This window comes from Amycolatopsis sp. MtRt-6, from assembly GCF_017308975.1.
Lineage (GTDB): Bacteria > Actinomycetota > Actinomycetes > Mycobacteriales > Pseudonocardiaceae > Amycolatopsis.
On the sequence record NZ_JADWPD010000015.1, the window covers coordinates 83,093 to 101,019 of the forward strand.

At 71.6% G+C, this 17,927-nt stretch carries 13 protein-coding genes; all 13 read left to right on the forward strand.

From position 1 onward, the window contains the following. The first annotated feature begins 5 nt into the window (after positions 1–5). The 13 genes from I4Q55_RS24955 to I4Q55_RS25010 all read left to right on the forward strand — a co-directional run bounded on the left by I4Q55_RS24955 (position 6) and on the right by I4Q55_RS25010 (position 17,561). Positions 6–659: a polysaccharide deacetylase family protein gene (locus tag I4Q55_RS24955; RefSeq protein ID WP_242546670.1), complete on the forward strand. Its 654-nt coding sequence runs from the start codon at positions 6–8 to the stop codon at positions 657–659. Positions 660–935: 276 nt separating this feature from the next. Next, positions 936–2,246 carry a nucleotide sugar dehydrogenase gene (locus I4Q55_RS24960; RefSeq protein WP_206790966.1) on the forward strand — a complete coding sequence of 437 codons (1,311 nt, stop codon included), beginning with the start codon at positions 936–938 and terminating at the stop codon, positions 2,244–2,246. After that, positions 2,227–3,417 (forward strand): glycosyltransferase family 4 protein, encoded by a 1,191-nt coding sequence (locus I4Q55_RS24965; protein WP_206790968.1) that lies wholly within the window; start codon positions 2,227–2,229, stop codon positions 3,415–3,417. Before I4Q55_RS24960 ends, I4Q55_RS24965 begins: the two co-directional genes overlap by 20 nt. A 109-nt stretch (positions 3,418–3,526) precedes the next feature. Further along, positions 3,527–4,885 carry an exopolysaccharide biosynthesis protein gene (locus tag I4Q55_RS24970; RefSeq protein ID WP_206790970.1) on the forward strand — a complete coding sequence of 453 codons (1,359 nt, stop codon included), beginning with the start codon at positions 3,527–3,529 and terminating at the stop codon, positions 4,883–4,885. Then, positions 4,882–6,696, forward strand: coding sequence for a Wzz/FepE/Etk N-terminal domain-containing protein (locus I4Q55_RS24975; RefSeq protein WP_206790972.1), 1,815 nt, complete (start codon positions 4,882–4,884; stop codon positions 6,694–6,696). The genes I4Q55_RS24970 and I4Q55_RS24975 overlap by 4 nt, the downstream gene beginning before the upstream one ends. A 42-nt stretch (positions 6,697–6,738) precedes the next feature. Further along, on the forward strand, positions 6,739–8,649 hold the full coding sequence (asnB, locus tag I4Q55_RS24980; protein WP_206790974.1) for an asparagine synthase (glutamine-hydrolyzing): 1,911 nt from the start codon (positions 6,739–6,741) through the stop codon (positions 8,647–8,649). Continuing rightward, entirely contained in the window at positions 8,646–10,823 is a 2,178-nt protein-coding gene (locus I4Q55_RS24985) for a bi-domain-containing oxidoreductase (protein WP_206790976.1), read from the forward strand. The genes asnB and I4Q55_RS24985 overlap by 4 nt, the downstream gene beginning before the upstream one ends. Continuing rightward, on the forward strand, positions 10,820–10,951 hold the full coding sequence (locus I4Q55_RS50225; RefSeq protein ID WP_277991959.1) for a hypothetical protein: 132 nt from the start codon (positions 10,820–10,822) through the stop codon (positions 10,949–10,951). Before I4Q55_RS24985 ends, I4Q55_RS50225 begins: the two co-directional genes overlap by 4 nt. Further along, entirely contained in the window at positions 10,948–12,945 is a 1,998-nt protein-coding gene (locus I4Q55_RS24990; protein ID WP_206790978.1) for an alginate lyase family protein, read from the forward strand. The genes I4Q55_RS50225 and I4Q55_RS24990 overlap by 4 nt, the downstream gene beginning before the upstream one ends. A gap of 9 nt (positions 12,946–12,954) precedes the next feature. After that, the gene (locus tag I4Q55_RS24995; RefSeq protein WP_206790980.1) at positions 12,955–14,481 is read left to right on the forward strand and encodes a right-handed parallel beta-helix repeat-containing protein; all 1,527 of its coding nucleotides are present in this window, start codon (positions 12,955–12,957) and stop codon (positions 14,479–14,481) included. A gap of 1 nt (position 14,482) precedes the next feature. Continuing rightward, complete coding sequence (locus I4Q55_RS25000; protein WP_242546672.1) at positions 14,483–15,751, forward strand: O-antigen ligase domain-containing protein; 1,269 nt, start codon at positions 14,483–14,485, stop codon at positions 15,749–15,751. Continuing rightward, the gene (locus I4Q55_RS25005; protein WP_206790981.1) at positions 15,748–16,917 is read left to right on the forward strand and encodes a glycosyltransferase family 4 protein; all 1,170 of its coding nucleotides are present in this window, start codon (positions 15,748–15,750) and stop codon (positions 16,915–16,917) included. The genes I4Q55_RS25000 and I4Q55_RS25005 overlap by 4 nt, the downstream gene beginning before the upstream one ends. After that, positions 16,914–17,561, forward strand: a complete 648-nt coding sequence (locus I4Q55_RS25010; RefSeq protein WP_206790982.1) for a phosphatase PAP2 family protein — start codon at positions 16,914–16,916, stop codon at positions 17,559–17,561. The genes I4Q55_RS25005 and I4Q55_RS25010 overlap by 4 nt, the downstream gene beginning before the upstream one ends. Positions 17,562–17,927 lie beyond the last annotated feature (366 nt).

Sequence of the window (17,927 nt, forward strand, 5' to 3'; positions counted from 1 at the left end):
GAGGGATGACGGTGATCCTCGCCGTGCACGGGGTGGGCCGACCGGCGCGCCCGCTCGACCCGGGCGAGGACGAGCGCTGGCTGACCGTCGAGCAGTTCGAGCGCGTCCTCGACGTCGCCGCGGACCGCGAAGACGTCCACCTCACCTTCGACGACGGCAACGAGTCCGACGTCGACATCGTGCTGCCCCGGCTCGCCGACCGCGGGCTGACGGCGGAGTTCTTCCCGCTGGCCGGCCGGCTCGGGCAGCGCGGCTACCTCGACCGCGGGGGCCTGCGCGAACTCGCGGACGCCGGGATGGAGATCGGCTCGCACGGCTGGGAGCCGCGAGACTGGCGGCGCCTCGACGACCGGCACGCCACCCGCGAGCTGAAGGACGCCCCGAAGCTGCTCGGCGACCTGTGCGGCCGGCCGGTGCGGCGGTACTCGCTGCCGTTCGGCGCCTACGACCGGCGGGTGCTCGCACGGCTGCGCCAGGCCGGCGCGACCCGCGTCTACTCCAGCGACGGCGGGGCCGCCCGCCGGGACGGCTGGCTGCAGGCGCGCACCGAGCTCCCGCACGACCTCGACGGCGACTGGCTCGACGAAGTCCTCGCCGGCTCCCGGCGGCGGGCCGTGCGCTGGGCGAACCGCCTGTGGCGCCGCACCCGGAGGTCTTAACCCGCTCAACCCCGAGGTGCGGGCGGGTGCCCCGCCGCTAAAAGGAAAGTTTCCTAACTAAAGAGGCGTCAGGAGCACAACTGACACCTCTTCACGCACCGGCGGCGAATCGCGGTTCCCGGCCACGGTCCGCCCCGGGATCGAAACCCGATTCTTACCTGAATCCCTTGCGTCTCACCGCAGTCTCACGCTTCCCCCGTCCGCCGCAGCCGCGGTAACGATCCAGGGGCGCCCGCCGACCAACTTGAGGGTCGCGCGGAATAGCGGAGGTTTGGCGTGAAGATCAGTGTCTTCGGGCTCGGTTACGTCGGTTGTGTCTCCGCCGCGTGCCTGGCGGGGCAGGGACACCGGGTGGTCGGCGTGGACGTCAACCCGGTGAAGATCGACCTCATCACGCAGGGCAACGCCCCGGTGGTCGAGGAGCGGATCGGCGAGCTGACCGCCGAGGTCGTCGCGAGCGGCGCGCTGAGAGCCACGACCGACGTCGCGGAAGCCGTCGCCGACAGCGAGATTTCGCTGGTCTGCGTCGGGACGCCGTCGGCGCCGAACGGCAGCCTCTCGACCGTTTACCTCGAGCGCGTGGCGGAGGAAATCGGCGAGGCGCTCGCGAAGAAGAGCGAGCGGCACACCGTCGTCTTCCGCAGCACCATGCTTCCCGGCACCTGCCTCGACCTGCTGGTCCCGATCCTGGAGAAGGCGTCGGGCCGCACGGCCGGCGTCGATTTCGGCGTCGCGGTGAACCCCGAGTTCCTGCGCGAGGGCACCAGCGTCCGCGACTTCTTCGACCCGCCGAAGACGGTGATCGGCGAGATCGACGCGGCCAGCGGCGACGCCGTCGCGGCGCTCTACGAGGGCCTGCCCGGCCCGGTTTTCCGGGTGCCGATCCCGGTCGCGGAGATGACGAAGTACGCCGACAACTCCTTCCACGGCCTGAAGATCGGCTTCGCCAACGAGCTCGGCGCGATCTGCCGGGCCCTCGGGCTCGACTCGCACCAGGTGATCGACGTCTTCCTCGCCGACACCAAGCTCAACATCAGCCCCGCCTACCTCAAGCCCGGGTTCGCCTTCGGCGGCTCGTGCCTGCCGAAGGACCTGCGCGGGCTCGTCTACGCCGCGCACCGGGCCGACGTCAGCGTGCCGATCCTGTCGCACGTGCTCGCGTCGAACGACGAACACCTGCAGCGCGCGTTCGACCTGGTCGCGCGTACCGGCAAGCGCAAGGTCGGGCTGTTCGGCCTGTCGTTCAAGCCGGGCACCGACGACCTGCGCGAGTCCCCGCTGGTCGAGCTGGCCGAGAAGCTGCTCGGCAAGGGGTACGACCTGAAGATCTACGACGCCAACGTCAGCCTCTCGCGGCTGATGGGCGCCAACCGCGAGTACATCGAGAGCCGGCTGCCGCACCTCGGGCAGCTGCTGGCCGGGTCCGTCGGCGAGGTCGTGAACCACGCCGACGTCCTGCTCGTGGGCACCAAGGACCCGGACGTGCTGGCGGCGCTGCCGCACGACCGGGAGATCGTCGACCTCGTCCGCCTGCCCGACGCCGCCGAGCGTCGCCTTGAAGAGGGATATGCCGGCCTTGCCTGGTAAAGCGCTCATCCTCGTCGAAAACCTCTCCGTCCCCTTCGACCGGCGGGTGTGGCAGGAGTCCACGACCCTGCGCGACGCCGGGTGGGAAGTCCACGTGATCTGTCCGCAGGGCACGAAACGCGACACCGAGGCCGAAGCCGTCGTCGACGGCGTCCACATCCACCGCTACCCGCTGAAGGCGGCGACCGGCGGCCCCGCGGGCTACCTGCAGGAGTACGGCACCGCGTTGTGGCACACACTGCGGCTGGCCCGCAAGGTCGGACCGGTCGACGTCGTGCACGCCTGCAACCCACCGGACCTGCTGTACCTGGTCGCGAAGGTGCTGAAGCGCCAGGGCGCGAAGTTCATCTTCGATCAGCACGACCTGTGCCCCGAGCTGTACCTCTCGCGGTTCGACCGCGGGCAGGACCTCCTCTACCGCGGGGTGTGCGCGCTCGAACGCGCCACCTACCGCGCCGCCGACGTCGTGATTTCGACGAACGAGAGCTACAAGCAGGTCGCCCGGATCCGCGGCGGCAAGCGGCCCGAGGACGTCTTCGTGGTGCGCAGCGCCCCGGTCGTCGAGCGGTTCCACGAGGTGCCCGCCGAGCCCGAGCTGAAGAAGGGCAAGCCCTTCATGCTGGCCTACCTCGGCGTGATGGGCCCGCAGGACGGCGTCGACTACGCGCTGCGCGCGCTCGCGAAGCTGCGTGACGAGGTCGGCCGCACCGACTGGCACGCGGTGTTCGTCGGCTCCGGCGACGCGTTCGACGACATGGTCGCGCTCTCGGCGAAGCTCGGGCTGGCCAACCAGGTCGAGTTCACCGGCCGGATCTCCGACGAGGACCTCGTCCGCTACCTGTCCACCGCGGACGTCTGCCTGTCGCCGGACCCGCTCAACCCGCTCAACGACGTCTCCACGATGAACAAGGTCATGGAGTACATGGCGATGAGCAAGCCGATCGTCTCGTTCGAGCTGCGGGAGGCGCGGGTTTCCGCCGGCGACGCCGCGGTCTACGCCCCGGCGAACGACGAGACGGAGTTCGCGGCGCTGGTGTCCCGGCTGCTCGACGACCCCGAAGAGCGGATCCGGATGGGCAAGCTCGGCCAGGCCAGGGTGGCGGGTCCGCTCTCGTGGGAGAACTCGGCGAAGAACCTGCTCGCCGCGTATGAGCACGCTGTGAAGTCCTGATCGCCGTTAGATCAAGAACCCACCGGACGTGTAACCAATGCTTCCGGTCCGACGACGGTTGGGGTAACCGGCCGATCAACTGAACCCGTTCGGCGTACCCGGCTCAGGAATGGAGATCCCGCCGTTGACTGACGACACGGTGCGCCTGGCCCTGGTCGGGCAGGTCCTGCGACGGCGATGGCGGCTGCTGGCCGCCTTCGCCGTCCTGGGTGCGCTGGTCGGCGCGGGAGCGTCGCTCCTGTTCTCGCCCGGCTACAAGACGACGTCGAGCGTGCTGCTCCAGGGCCCGCGCCAGGCCGACGAGCTGCTGACGCAGGCCGACATCGCGAAGGCGTCGGTCGTCCTCGACCGCGCCGCGGCCGTGCTGCCGTGGCACCCCAGCGGCGCCGACCTGAAGGACCAGGTCACCACGTCGGTGGCGCAGAGCAACGTCGTGACGATCACCGTCTCCGCCGACACCGCCGAGCACGCCCAGCAGCTCGCCGACCAGGTCGCCCAGCAGTACGTCAAGTTCGCCGGGCAGCTGGCGAGCAACTCCGCCGACGCTTCGGTGCAGCTGGCCCAGGAGCAGCGCGAGTCGCTGCGCCAGCAGGTCAAGCTGACCACGGAGAAGATCAGCGACCTCGCCAAGAACGTCGGCGGCGAGCTGACCGTGGAAAGCGTGCAGGTCCGCACCCAGCTCGAAGGCCTGAAGACGTCGCTGGAGCAGGCGATCAACGACCTGAACGAGGCCGACCTCGCGACCGGCGTCGGCAACACCGTGGTGCTCGGGCCGGCCCAGCGCCCGACGTCGCCGGCGGCGCCGACGCTGACGCAGTTCGTCGCCGGGGGCGCGGTGCTGTTCTTCCTCGCCGGCGTGTTCGGCCACCTGTTCACCGCCCGCACCGACCGGCGGCTGCGCGGCGAGCCGGAGATCGCTTCCGCGCTCGGCGCGCCGATCCTCGCCGGCGTCGACGTCACCACGCCGCAGGGCGACCGCGCGCCGGCCACCGGCCTCCTCGGCAAGGTCCGGCACCTGCTCGGCGGCGACCGGCCGTGGGTGCTGCCGCCGATCGCGACGTCGGCCGACGAGGTCAACCGCGACATCCGCTACCGCCGCGTGCTGGCCCGGGTGGCCGCCGGTCCCGCCGACGTCCTGCTGCTGGTGGCCGACGACGACCGCACCGGCCGCCTGGCCGCCGCGCAGCTCGCCGAGCTGGCCGACCGGCTGTCCGTGCCGCTGCGGATCTTCGAGTTCTCGCCCGACCGGCCGACGGTGCCGGACGCCACGGCGAGCTCCGGGGTCCTGGTCGTGCTGGGCGCCGGCACGCGCACCGCGTGGCAGCTCGTCCGGCTCGCCGAGGCCTGCGCGGACGGCGGCCAGGAGATCGTCGGCGCCGTCCTCACCCACCCCGTCCGGCCGAGCGAGCCGGAGCAGCCCGGACCCGCGGCGGAAGCCCCCGAGAAAGCCATGGCAGGTTCGGCGTGACGACTTCCTCTTCGCAGGCTCCGGCCGCTCCGCTGATCGATCTGCAGCGGCTGTTCATCGCCATCCGCCGCCGCAAGCGCGTCTGGCTGGCCACGGCGCTGCTCGGGCTCGTCGCCGGCACGGCGCTCGCGATCCTGCTGCCGGCGCCGCCGACCGCGGTCGCCAAGGTCATCGTGGTCCACCAGGACGACTCGCCGACCGACAGCGGCACGTTGATGCGCACCGACGTCGCCGTGCTGCAGACGACCCAGATCGCCGAAGCCGCGCTGAAGAAGCTGGGCAGCACCGACTCGCCCGAAGAGTTCATGAAGAACTACGCGGGCCTCGGGCTGACGAACAACATCCTGCAGATCACCGTCAAGGCCAAAACCGACGGGGAGGCCGCGGCGCGGGCGCAGGCGCTGGCCGACACGTTCATCGCCGACCACGTCCGGCGCAGCCAGGCCGCCGCGGCCGCCCAGTCGCAGGCCATCCTCGACCAGCGCAAGAACGCCCAGGACGAGCTGGGCCAGGTCGAGCAGCAGATCGTCGAGGAGGAGGGCAAGGGCCGCCAGGCCAGCCAGCCCACCCTCGAGAACCTCTACAGCCGCCGCGCCGCGCTCACCGCGCAGATCTCGGACTTCACCACGCGCGCCCAGCAAGCCGGCATCGGCAGCCCGCAGGTCGCCGCGGGCACCCAGGTCGTCGACGCGGCCCGCGTGCTGCCCAAGGCGTTCCTCAGGACCACGGCGACCAACGCCGGCATCGGGTTCGCGCTCGGCCTGGCCCTCGGGCTCGCGCTCGTCGCCGTCGGCGCGGTCTCGCGCGACAAGCCGGTGCTGCGCCGCGAGATCTCGACGCACCTCGGCGCGTCCGTGATCGCGCAGCTGCCGTCGAAGCCGCGCGGGCCCGCCCGGCTGTGGCGGCGGTCGCGCGCGGTCTCCGAACGCAAGCGCGTCGCCACCACGCTGGTCCGGCTGATCAAGCAGGACCCGCGCGAGGTGTCGCTGCTGGAGCTCGGTGCCCCGAAGGTCGCCGCCGCGCTCGGCCTGGACATCGCGGCGGAGCTGGGCACCGCGAGCGTCCTCGACGACCTGCCGGGGGAGGACGTCCGCAAGCTGGCGCGGGAGACGAAGAGCGACGTCTCCGTGGTCGGCGCCGGCGACCCGCCCGCGAAGCCGGAGGAGCGCCGCGTCGGCGTCGGCACGGTGTCGCCGGGCACGGCGTGGACCGACCTGGAGCACCTCGGCAAGGAGACCGTGCTGGTCGTGAAGGCCGGGCACGCGAACACGCTGTGGCTGCACACCGTCGCCCGGCAGCTGGCCGACCAGGAGATCCCGATCCTCGGCGTCGTGCTGGTCGACCCGGACCCGCGCGACAAGTCCGACGGCACGCTGTGGGACGGCCTGCACACGGCCCTGCGCGGCCGCGGCCGCCCGGCGGCGCAGCCGGCCTCGGCCGAGCGCGAAGACCGCCTGGACGAGCTGGTCGCCCGCGTCGCCGAGCGCGTCGCGGCCACCGAGCATCCGACGCGCCGGTTCACCCCGGTCCGGCCGGTGCTCCCGCCGGCGCTCGCCACCCCCCGGCCACCGGCGTCGCCGCTGCCGCCACCGGGCGGCGTGAGCGTCCCGGACCACCTGAACGCCCCGACGAAGAAATTCGCCCCGGTCAAGCCCACGAAGCGGCCGACGCCGTTCAAGCGCGACCACGGCGAGCCGAGCCACAAGGGCGAACTCGACGCCGACCTCGAGCCCGAAAAGAGCGCTGTGACAACCGGGGCTTTGCCCCGGGCCGGGGGCTCCGCCACCCAGACCCCCGAAAAAAGTGCGTGAGTCTCCTGACCCGCGCCGCGACCGAAGGGGAGCGCACTCCAGATGTGCGGCATCGCAGGCACCTACCTCTGGCCGGACGGCGGGCCGCTCACCGACCGGCTGACGAAGACGCTGGCCCACCGCGGCCCGGACGGCTCCGGCCGCTACGAGCACCGGGCCGGCCCCGGCGCCGTGCACCTCGGCCACCGGCGGCTTTCGATCATCGACCTGTCCGAGACCGGCGCCCAGCCGATGGTCCTCGACGGGCTCGCGCTGAGCTACAACGGCGAGCTGTACAACGCGCCCGAGCTGCGGGCCGAGCTTTCCGCGGCGGGGGTGCGCTTCCGCGGCACGTCCGACACCGAGGTGCTGCTGCAGGCGTGGCGGCGCTGGGGCACCGGCTGCCTGCCCAAGCTGCGCGGCATGTTCGCCTTCGCGCTGTTCGAGGAGGGCACCGGCGAGCTGTTCCTGGTCCGCGACCAGCTGGGCATCAAACCGCTGTTCTTCGTCCAGCGCGCCGGCGGCGTCGCCTTCGCGTCCGAGCTGAAGGCGCTCGCGGGTGAACTGGGCGGGTCGCTGCAGGTCGACAACGCGGCGCTGATCGCGTCGCTGCTCTACTACTGGGTGCCGGACAGCCGGTGCGCCTACCAGGGCGCCGAGAAGCTGCAGCCGGGCACGTGGCTGCGCTGCCGCCCGGACGGCCAGGTCGACCGGGGCCGGTTCTGGTCGTTGCGGGAGGTCGCCGAGGAGGGCGCGGCCTTCGACGGCGAGGTCGACCTGCACGCCGTGATCGCCGAGTCGACGGCCAAGCACCTGCTGTCCGACGTCCCGGTGGCGACCTTCCTGTCGGGCGGGCTGGACTCCAGCTACCTGACGGCGCTTGCCGCGCGGTCGCAGCCCGGGATTTCGGCCTACACCATCGGGTTCCGGGCCGAGGACGCGAAGTTCGAGGCGATGCCGGACGACCTCCGCTATGCCCGGATCGTCGCCGGGAAGTTCGGCGTCGACCTGCACGAGATCGAGATCGCGCCGCAGGTGCTCGACCTGCTGCCGAAGATGACCTACCACCTCGACGAGCCGATCGGCGACCCGGCGGCGATCAACTCGTTCCTCATCTGCTCGGCCGCGCGCGAGGCCGGCGTCAAGGTGATGCTGTCCGGGATGGGCGCCGACGAGCTGTTCGCCGGCTACCGCAAGCACCTCGCGAACCTGATCGCCCTGCGCTACCACAAGGTGCCGGGCGCGGTCCGGCGGCCAGTAGAGTCCATTGTGGATCGAATGCCGGTGGCGTCGGCCAAGCGCGGCTACCGGTCGGTGCGGTTCGCCAAGCGGTTCCTGTCGTTCGCGGGCCTGCCCGAGGAGACGGCGTTCCGGCGCAGCTACACGATGTACGACCGCGCGGAGCTGGTTTCGCTGCTGAACCCGGACTTCGCGCCGCTGGTCGACGACGTCCTCACCGAGCACGCGGACACCTACCACGACCAGGCGCTCGACGACTTCGTCAACCGCATGTGCCTGGCCGACTCGCGGCTGTTCCTGCCGGGGCTGAACCTGACCTACACCGACCGCTCGACGATGGCGGCGTCCACCGAGGTGCGGACGCCGTTCGTCGACGTCGAGGTCGTGCGGGCGGCGTTCAGGATCCCGGGGAACAAGAAGATCGTCGGCCGCGCCGGGAAGATGGCGCTGAAGAACGCGGCGCTCAACATCCTGCCCAGCGAGATCGTGCACCGGCCGAAGGGCCTGTTCAGCGCGCCGCTGCGAGCCTGGATGAGCCGCGACCTGGCGCCGCTGGTGCGCGAAGTCGTCAACGACGGCGTGCTCGTTTCGTCCGGTTTCCTGCAGCGCGAGGCGTTGCAGCGCATGGTCGCCGAGGACGCCGCCGGTCAGGAAGACCGCGGCAAACACCTTTGGCACGTCTTGACTCTTGAGTATTGGTACCGGAACGCGATGTCTGGAGCGGGAGCGAAGTGAAGCAGGTAGTCCAGAACTACAAGAGCGGGGAGCTGGCGCTCCTCGACGTGCCCGAGCCGGCCTGCAAGCCGGGCGGCGTACTGGTGCGGACGGTGTACTCGCTGATCTCGACCGGCACCGAGATGATGAAGGTGTCCGAGGCCAGCATGTCGCTGGTGGGCAAGGCGAAGGCGCGGCCGGACCAGGTCGCGAAGGTCATGCAGAGCGTGGCGACCAACGGCCTGTCGGCGACCTACCGCAAGGTGACGTCCAAACTGGACTCCTACACGCCGCTCGGCTACTCGCTGTGCGGCGTCGTCGAGCAGGTCGGCGACGGCATCACGGACGTTTCGGTCGGCGACCTCGTGGCCTGCGCGGGCAACGAGCACGCGCTGCACGCGGAGCTCAACTGGGTGCCCAAGAACCTCTACTCGCCGGTGCCCGCCGGCGTCGACCCGCGGCACGCGGCGTTCGGCACGGTCGGGTCGATCGCGATGCAGGGCGTCCGCCGCGGCGAGCCGCAGATCGGCGACGTCGCGCTCGTGATCGGGCTCGGCCTGATCGGCCAGCTGGTCGTGCAGCTGCTGGCGTCGTCCGGCGTGCGTGTGGTCGGCGTCGACCCGGACCCGGAGCGCTGCAAGCTCGCCGAGAGCCTCGGCGCGCTGACCTGCGCACACCCGGCGTCCGGCATCGTCGACACGGCCGTGGACGAGCTGACCCACGGCGCGGGCGTCGACCAGACCTACCTGGCCGCGGGCGGCAACACGAACGACCCGGTGGAGCTGGCCGCGAAGCTGTCGCGCGACCGCGGCCGCGTGATCGACATCGGCAAGTGCAAGCTCGACCTGCCGTGGAACGCCTACTACGAGAAGGAACTGGACGTCCGGTTCTCCCGGTCGTACGGGCCGGGCCGCTACGACCCGTCGTACGAGCTGGAGGGGCGGGACTACCCGATCGGCCAGGTCCGCTGGACCGAGCGCCGCAACCTCGAGTGCGTGCTCGACCTGATCGCGCGCGACCGGCTGGACGTCGAGCCGCTGATCACGCACGTGTCGGACTTCTCTGCCGCCGTCGAGACGTACAAGTCCTTGAACGAGGGCGCGTTGAAGGCCGTGGCGGTGCTGTTCCGCTACCCGGACGCGGTCGCCCGGACGGAGCCGGTGGTGACGTCGGCGCGGGTCGGGGTGGTGTCGTCTCCGGCTGCCGCGTTGCCGGCCGGGCAGCCGGTGCGCCTGGGCTTCATCGGGGCGGGCAACTACGCGTCGTCGATGCTGCTGCCGCACCTGGTCGAGCGCGCGGACGTGCAGCTCAAGCACGTCGCGACGACGTCGGCGCTGTCCGGCGCCAACGCCCGGCGCAAGTTCGGCTTCGCCGCGGCGTCGACGGACATCGACGACGTCCTCGGCGACTCCTCGATCGACGCGGTGTTCGTCGTGACGCGGCACAGCTCGCACGCGGAGCTGACCCGCCGGGCACTGCTGGCGGGCAAGACGGTGTTCGTCGAGAAGCCGCTGGCGCTGTCCGAGCTGGAGTTGCAGGAGGTCCTCGACGCGATCGAGGAGTCCGGCAACGACCGGCTCCAGGTCGGCTTCAACCGCCGCTTCGCCCCGCTGCTGCACGAGGCCCGCGAGCAGTTCGGCCCGCGCGTCGGCCCGGCGAGCGTGCGGTACCTGGTCAACGCGGGCCGCCTCGACCACGGCAGCTGGTACAACCAGACGGACTCGGAGGGCTCCCGTTTCGCGGGCGAGGGCGGGCACTTCATCGACACGGTGAGCTGGCTGCTCGACGCGGACCCGGTTTCGGTGTACGCCACGGGGGATCTGCAGGTGACCCTCGGCTACCCGGACGGTTCGACGGCGGTGATCACCTACGCCGAGGCGGGCTCGTCGGGTTTCCCGAAGGAGACCTTGGACGTCGTGGCGGACGGAAAGGTCCTGAAGTTCGACGACTTCGTCCGCGCATCGGTGTATTCGCGCAAGAAGTGGGCGAGTTCCCGGATCCCCAAGGGCCGCGACAAGGGCCAGGCGGCCGAGGTCAACGCGTTCCTCGACGCGGTCCGGACGGGCGGCCCGATGCCGATTTCGGTGGAGTCCCTGGCCGCGACAACGCTGGCAACCCTGGCCGCCCAGACGAGCGCGGCGAACGCGGCACCGGTGCGGATCGAGCTGCCGCGGAAGGCGGGTGCACCGGCATGACGAGCGTCGTCTCGGTCCGGCCGGGCATGCCGAGCGTGGGGCGTGTCCGGCGGGATCTGCTGTGCTCGGCCGTGCCGGACGTCGCGCCGATCCGGTCGGCGCTGGCGAAGGCAGGTGCCCGGCCATGATGGGTCCCGGCTGGTACCTGCGCCGGCTGTCCCGGATGGGGCCGGCGGAGGTCGTCGGGCGCGCGCGGCATGCCGTTGTCCAGCGGCAATGGCGGTCCGCGCTGCCGACGCCGCCCGACTGGCCTTCGCGCCCCCGCTTCACCGCGACGCTGCCGGCCGGCGTGCTGGGCAAGGTGTCCGGCGAGGCGGTCGCCCGGCTGCTGGCCACGGCCGACGAGCTGATGGCGGGCCGCGCGGAGTTCTTCGGCGTCGAACGCACGGACTTCGCCTCGCCCGACTGGTTCCTCGACCCGAAGACCGGGCGCCGCGCGCCCTCGGACGTGTACGCGTTCGACGTCCCGTACCGGTCGGAAGACACGGTCGGCGACATCAAGCAGATCTGGGAGCCGTCGCGCCACCAGCACCTCACCGTGCTGGCCGCGGCGTACGCCCTGACCGGCTCTCCGGCGTACGCCTCGCGCGTGGCCGAGCACCTGCGGTCGTGGTGGACCGCCAATCCGCCGTTGCGGGGGCCGCACTGGGTGAGCGGCATCGAGCTGGGCATCCGGCTCCTGTCGTGGGTTTGGACGCGCCGGCTGCTCGACGGCTGGGCGGGCGCGGCGGAGCTGTTCGAACAGAACCCGGACTTCCAGCTCCAGCTGTGGCACCACCAGAACTGGCTCGCGACGCTGCGCAGCCACGGCTCGTCGGCGAACAACCACGTGATCGCCGAGGACGCCGGGCTGCTGGCCGCGGCGTGCGCGTTCGGCTGGTTCCCGGAGTCGGCGGGCTGGCGGGTCGAGGCGATGCGGTCGCTGGACGTCCAGCTGGGGCGCAACACGTTCGCGTCCGGGCTCAACGCGGAGCTGGCGTCCGAGTACCACGGCCTGGTGCTGGAGCTGGGCCTGGCGGCGGCGGCCGAGGCCGATGCCGCGGGCACGCCGGTGCCGGATTCGACGTGGGACGTCCTGCTCCGGATGACCGACGCCCTGGCGTCCATTGTGGACAACAAGCTGCGCCCGCCGCGCCAGGGCGACGCCGACGACGGCTTCGGCCTGGTCGTCGACGGCACGGCGACGGACCGCTGGGCGTCGCTGCTGGCCTCGGGCGAGGCGCTGTTCGGCCGCCTGGACTGGTGGCCGCCGCTCCCGGGCGACGACGTGCGGACGCCGCTGCTGGCGTCTTTGGTGTCGCGCACCCCGCGGGTGCAGGGCGTCCGCCCCGGCCGCCGTCCGGCGCACCTGCGGGACGCGGGGATGACGATCCTGCGCGCGGGCCGGGTGTGGGTCCGCTGCGACGGAGGTCCCCACGGGTTCCTGTCGATCGCGGCGCACGCCCACGCGGACGCGCTGTCGCTGGAGGTCCGCCACGACGGAGTGGACATCCTGGCCGACCCGGGCACGTTCTGCTACCACGGCGAACCGCAGTGGCGGCAGTACTTCCGGTCGACGCTGGGCCACAACACGCTCGAGCTGGCCGGCCGCGACCAGTCGGTGTCGGGCGGTCCGTTCCTGTGGACCCGCCACGCGGTGACGAAGGTGCTGGAGGTGCACACCCCGGACATCGGCCCGGCCCGCTGGTCGGCAGCCCACGACGGCTACGCCCCGGCGGTCCACCGCCGCACGGTGGAGCTGGACGGCGACGAGCTGAAGATCGTCGACGAAGTGCTGGGCGAGGGACCGCCGGGAGAGGCGCGGTTGGCGTTCCACTTCGGCCCGTCGGTGACGGTCATGCTCGACGGAACCACGGCCCGCCTCCGCTGGACGGCCGATGGAACGAGCGAGTCCGGTGCCGCCGCCGATCCCGTTGCCGGGCGGGTTTCCGGTTCGCTGACCAGCGCTGCCCGCACCGCCGTCATGGAACTGCCGTCCGAACTTGCGTGGACCGTGCACCGGGGTGACACCGAGCCGCCGCTGGGCTGGTACTCCGCCGGGTTCGGGCGCAAGGAACCCGCCACCACGCTTGTCGGCTCCGGGATGCCCGGACACCTCACCACCCTGCTCCGCTTCAGTTAGGACCCCGCCGTGACAGCCCGCCGCTTCCGACTTCGCCGCGCAGCTCCGCTGCTCGGTGTCCTGCTCACGGTCGCGGCGTGCTCGGGCGGTCCGGACACCGACGGCGGCCCGGTCCAGGCCACCCCGGCCCCCAGCGGGTCGGTCGCCGCGGTGTGCGACAAGCAGCCGGCCGGCCCCGCGGCCGCGCCGGCGGGTGCCGTCGTCGTCGATCCCGCCGTGCCGGGCGACCTGGCGGCGAAGACGCGTTCGGCCGGGCCCGGCACGACCTTCTGGCTCAAGCCCGGCAAGCACATCCTGGGCGACGACAAGTACGACCAGGTGTCCCCCAAGGACGGCGACGTGTACATCGGCGCTCCCGGCGCGGTCGTCGACGGCCGGAGGATCAACCAGTACGCCTTCACCGGGCACGCGGTCGACGTCAAGATCACCTACCTGACCGTGCAGGGCTTCGTGGCCCCGCGCGACGAAGGCGTGGTCAACCACGACTCCGGCGACGGCTGGTCGATCGAGCACTCGACCATCCAGGACAACGACGGTGCCGGGCTCATGGCGGGCGCGCGCCAGCAGGTGCGCGGCAACTGCCTGCGCCGCAACGGCCAGTACGGGATGAACGCCTACTCCGGCACCACGCCGCTCACCGCGCTCGTCGTCGAGGGCAACGAGATCGCCGGCAACAACACCGGTGACTGGGAAGCCAAGATCGACGGCTGCGGCTGCAGCGGCGGCGTCAAGTTCTGGGCCGTCAACGGTGCCGACGTGCGCGGCAACTGGGTGCACGACAACCACGGCACCGGCCTGTGGGCCGACACGAACAACAACGACTTCCTCATCGAGGGCAACCTCATCGAGAACAACGACAGCGCCGCGCTGATCTACGAGATCAGCTACAACGCGATCATCCGCGACAACACGATCCGCAAGAACAACTGGGCCGACGGCCGCCGGTACGCCGACCGCGGCGACAACTTCCCGACACCGGCGATCTACATCTCCGAGTCCGGCGGCGAACCGCGGATCAAGGCCCGCACGGCGAAGATCGACATCTCCCGCAACTACCTGGAGAACAATTGGTCCGGGATCACGCTGTGGGAGAACGCCGACCGGTTCTGCAACAGCCCGGCCAACACCTCCTCGGGCGACTGCACCCGGCTGGTGCCCGCCGTCAAGCAGTGCGCGGCCCCGGCGATCGCCAGCGGCCCGCTTCTGGCCGACTGCCGCTGGAAGACCCAGCACGTCGACATCCACGACAACAAGTTCGTGCTCGACCCGGCGGTCGTGGGCTGCCAGGCCTCGTGCGGCCGGATGGGCCTGCTGTCGAACTTCGGCACCTACCCGGACTGGTCGCCGTACCGCGGCGAAGACATCCAGGAAGCGATCACGTTCAAGCAGGACAACCGCTGGCACGACAACAGCTACGTCGGCCCGTGGACGTTCATCGTCCACTCGGCCGACCGCGTCCTCGAGATCGGCGAGTGGGAAGGCGCGCCGTATTCGCAGGACAGCGGCAGCACCTTCACCGCGCAGGGTGGAGGCTGACATGGCGACGCACCCCGCACCGGCCGGCCTTCGCGGTGACGCCGCGCCCGAACCCGTGTCCTCGACGCCGAAGTGGGCGGGCGTGGCGTGGGCGCTGCTGATCCTCAACACGCTCGGCTCGACCGGCGCGAAGACGATCCTCCCGCTGCCGCGGTCGGTCAGCCAGCTGGTCACCATGGGCTCGCTGATGACGGCGTTCGTGATCGCGCTGGCGCTGAACAAGCACCTGCGGATCCGCCCGAGCGCGTACCTGCTGCTGCTGACGGCGCTGCTGGGAACGAGCATCCTCTCCAGCGCCGACCTGCAGGAGGGCCTCGGCGCGTTGTTCCGGTGCTTCCGGCTCACGGTGTTCGTCTCCACGCTCTGGTTGCTCACCCGCTGGTGGGACGGCGGGTTCAGCTTCGTCCGGTACCACATCCGCACCTACGCGGTGGTGCTCGCGTCGGTGGCGGTCGGCCTGGTGATCTCGCCCGGCAACGCGATGCCGGAGGAGTACGGCGGCCGGCTTTCGGGCGCGGTCTGGCCGTTGACCCCGCCGCAGATCGGCCAGTACGCGGCGGTGATTTCCGGGCTCACGCTCCTCCTCTGGTTCGGGCGCCGCACGACGTGGCGCAGCGCGGTGCTGATCGTGGTGCCGGTGCTGGGGCTGCTGATGCTCACGCACACCCGCACGGCGACGCTCGGCCTCGTCGCCGGCCTCGCGGTGGCCTTCCTGTCGATGGTCCTGACCAGTGCCCGTGCGCGGAAGGTGTTCGCGTGGACGGTCGGCATCGGCGGGGCCGCCGGCATCGTGCTCGCGGGCGCGCTGCAGACGTGGTTCCTCCGCGGGCAGAGCGCCGACAACTTCTCCAGCCTGACCGGCCGCGCGAAGGTGTGGGACGCACTGCTGGAGGCCCCGCGGACGACAGCGGAGTACATCTTCGGCGTCGGCCTGACGGACAAGTCCTACGACGGCCTCCCGATCGACAACAGCTGGCTCGCGATCTACCACGAGCAGGGGTTCGTCGGGATCGCGCTGGTCGCCGCGTTCCTGCTGACCCTGATCGTGGTCGCGGTGCTCCGGCCGCCTTCGCTGGCGAGGGCGTGCGCGATCTTCCTGATCACCTACTGCGTTTCGGCTTCCTATACCGAAGCGGGTCTCGGCGACGCCTCGCCGTATCTGCTGCACCTGGCGGTCGCCGCGTCGCTGCTGGTCCGCGGGGTGCCGCAGTCCGACGAACAAGCATTCATCCCGGCGAAGGGGGCAGACGTGCGAGGTGCAGGCGCGTGAAGGTGCTCGTGGTGCACAACCGCTACCGGTCCGAGCAGCCGAGCGGGGAGAACAACGTCGTCGACGCCGAGGTGACGTTGCTCGCCGAGGGCGGTCACCAGGTGTCGTTGTTCGAACGCCGCAGCGACGACATCGCGGCGATGCCGCTGCCCCGGAAGGCCGCGGTACCGCTGATGGTGCCGTGGAACCCGGTGGTGCGGAAGGAGCTCGCTGCCCGGCTGCGGGCGTCGCGCCCGGACGTCGTGCACATCCACAACACGTTTCCGCTGCTGTCGCCTTCGGTGGTCGCCGCGTGCGCGGACGCGGGGGTGCCCGCGGTCGCGACGCTGCACAACTACACGATGGTCTGCCCACCCGGCACGCTCCACCGCGACGGCCGCATCTGCACCGAGTGCGTCGGCGGCTCACCGCTGCCGGCGGTGAAGCACGGCTGCTACCGCGGTTCGACCGCGGCCACGCTCCCGATGGCGGCGAGCATGGTCGCGAACCGGCGCCGGTGGTGGACGGGGGTGTCCAGGTTCTTCTGCATTTCGGCGGCCCAACGTGACCTCCTGGTGTCGGCCGGGATGCCCGGCGAGCGGATGGTGGTGAAGCACAATTTCGTCACCGACCCCGGCGTCCGCCGCACCGGCGACGGCAAGCACGTGCTGTTCCTCGGCCGCGTCACCGAGGAAAAGGGGGTCGGCCTCCTGATGCGGGCCTGGGACCGCCTCGGCGGTGCCCTGGGCGTGCCGCTGGTCATCGCCGGGACCGGCCCGATGCAGGACGAGGTCGCCGCCTGGGCGGCCGGCCGCACGGACGTCTCGTACGTCGGCCTCCAGAACAAGGCGCAGTGCCGGGCGCTGACCGCCGACGCGGTCGCGGTGGTCGCCCCGTCGACGTGGCTGGAGGCTTTCGGTCTGGTGGTGGTCGAGGCGATGGCCGCCGGCGTGCCGACGGTCGCGGCCGCGCACGGCGCGTTTCCCGAGCTGGTCGACGACGGTGTCACGGGGCTCCTCCACGTGCCGGACGACGAGACATCCCTGGCGGACCGCCTCCGCGCGGTCGTCGCCGACCGCAACCGCGACATGGGCGACGCGGCCCGCGTCCGGTACGAGAAGGACTTCACGCCGACGGTCGGCTTGGACCGGTTGATCGCCGGGTACGAGGCGGCGATCGGGGCGTGAGGCAGCTGGTCCGGACGGCGCCCGCGGCCCTGCCGGCCGTGCTGCGGGCCCCGCTGGCGATGACGGCCGCCCTGGCAACGGCGGTCTTGGTGGCGCTGGGCATCCTCCATTTCCGCGACTCGGGCCTGACCGGCATCGATGCCGCGCTCCTCCCGTCGATTCACGGGGTCGTGCCGCCGTGGCGGTACGTCGCCTTGGTCGTCGACTTCGGTGGCGAGCCGGTGGGTGCGGTGATCTTGGTCGCGCTCCTTTCGGGGGTGTGCTGGTTGGTCCGCCGCGTTCGGACGGCCGTGCTGACGGTGGCGGGTGCCGTGGTGACGGTGGTGGTGACGACGGTGTTGAAGCCGCTGGTCGGCCGCACCATCCACGGCGAGTTCCTGTCGTACCCGAGCGGGCACACGGCTTTTGCGACGGCGCTGGCGTTGGTCATCGCGCTGTTGCTCACCGAGCGGTGGGGGCTGGGCCGGGCAGCCGCGGTGGCCCTCGTGTTGGGGTTGGCGTTGGTTGCCGGCGTGGTTATGGGGTGGGCCGAGGTGGCGTTGGGCGCGCACTACCCGACGGATGCGGTCGGCGGGTTCTGTGCCGCGCTGGCCGCGGTGCCGGCGACTGCTTGGGTGGTGGACCGGGTGGCTGACCGGCTCTGAGGGGCGGGGCGGTTCTCTGGGGTGGTTGCCTCCTAGGGGCCTGCTGTGTCAGGTGCGGGGTTGTGCCGGGTCGGCTGGTGCGCTGATCGGCTTGAGGTGCGGGTGGGGTGTGCGCCACGGCGGGTGACTTGCTCTCTGAGGGGCAGGGTTGGTTCCCGCTGCGGGGCGGACGGGCGCGCGCTGGGGTGGTTCGGCCGCCGACCGGCGATGTGGGTGGTGCGGATTGGCGTGGCTGGCGCGCTGCCCGAGGCGGACGGGTAAGTGCCGTGGGGGTGGCTGGGGTTGCCGTTCGGTGAGAGCTGGTGCGCTGGTCGGTGCGGACGGGCAGGCGGCCGTGGGGCGGCTGGGCCTGCCGAGCGAGGCGGG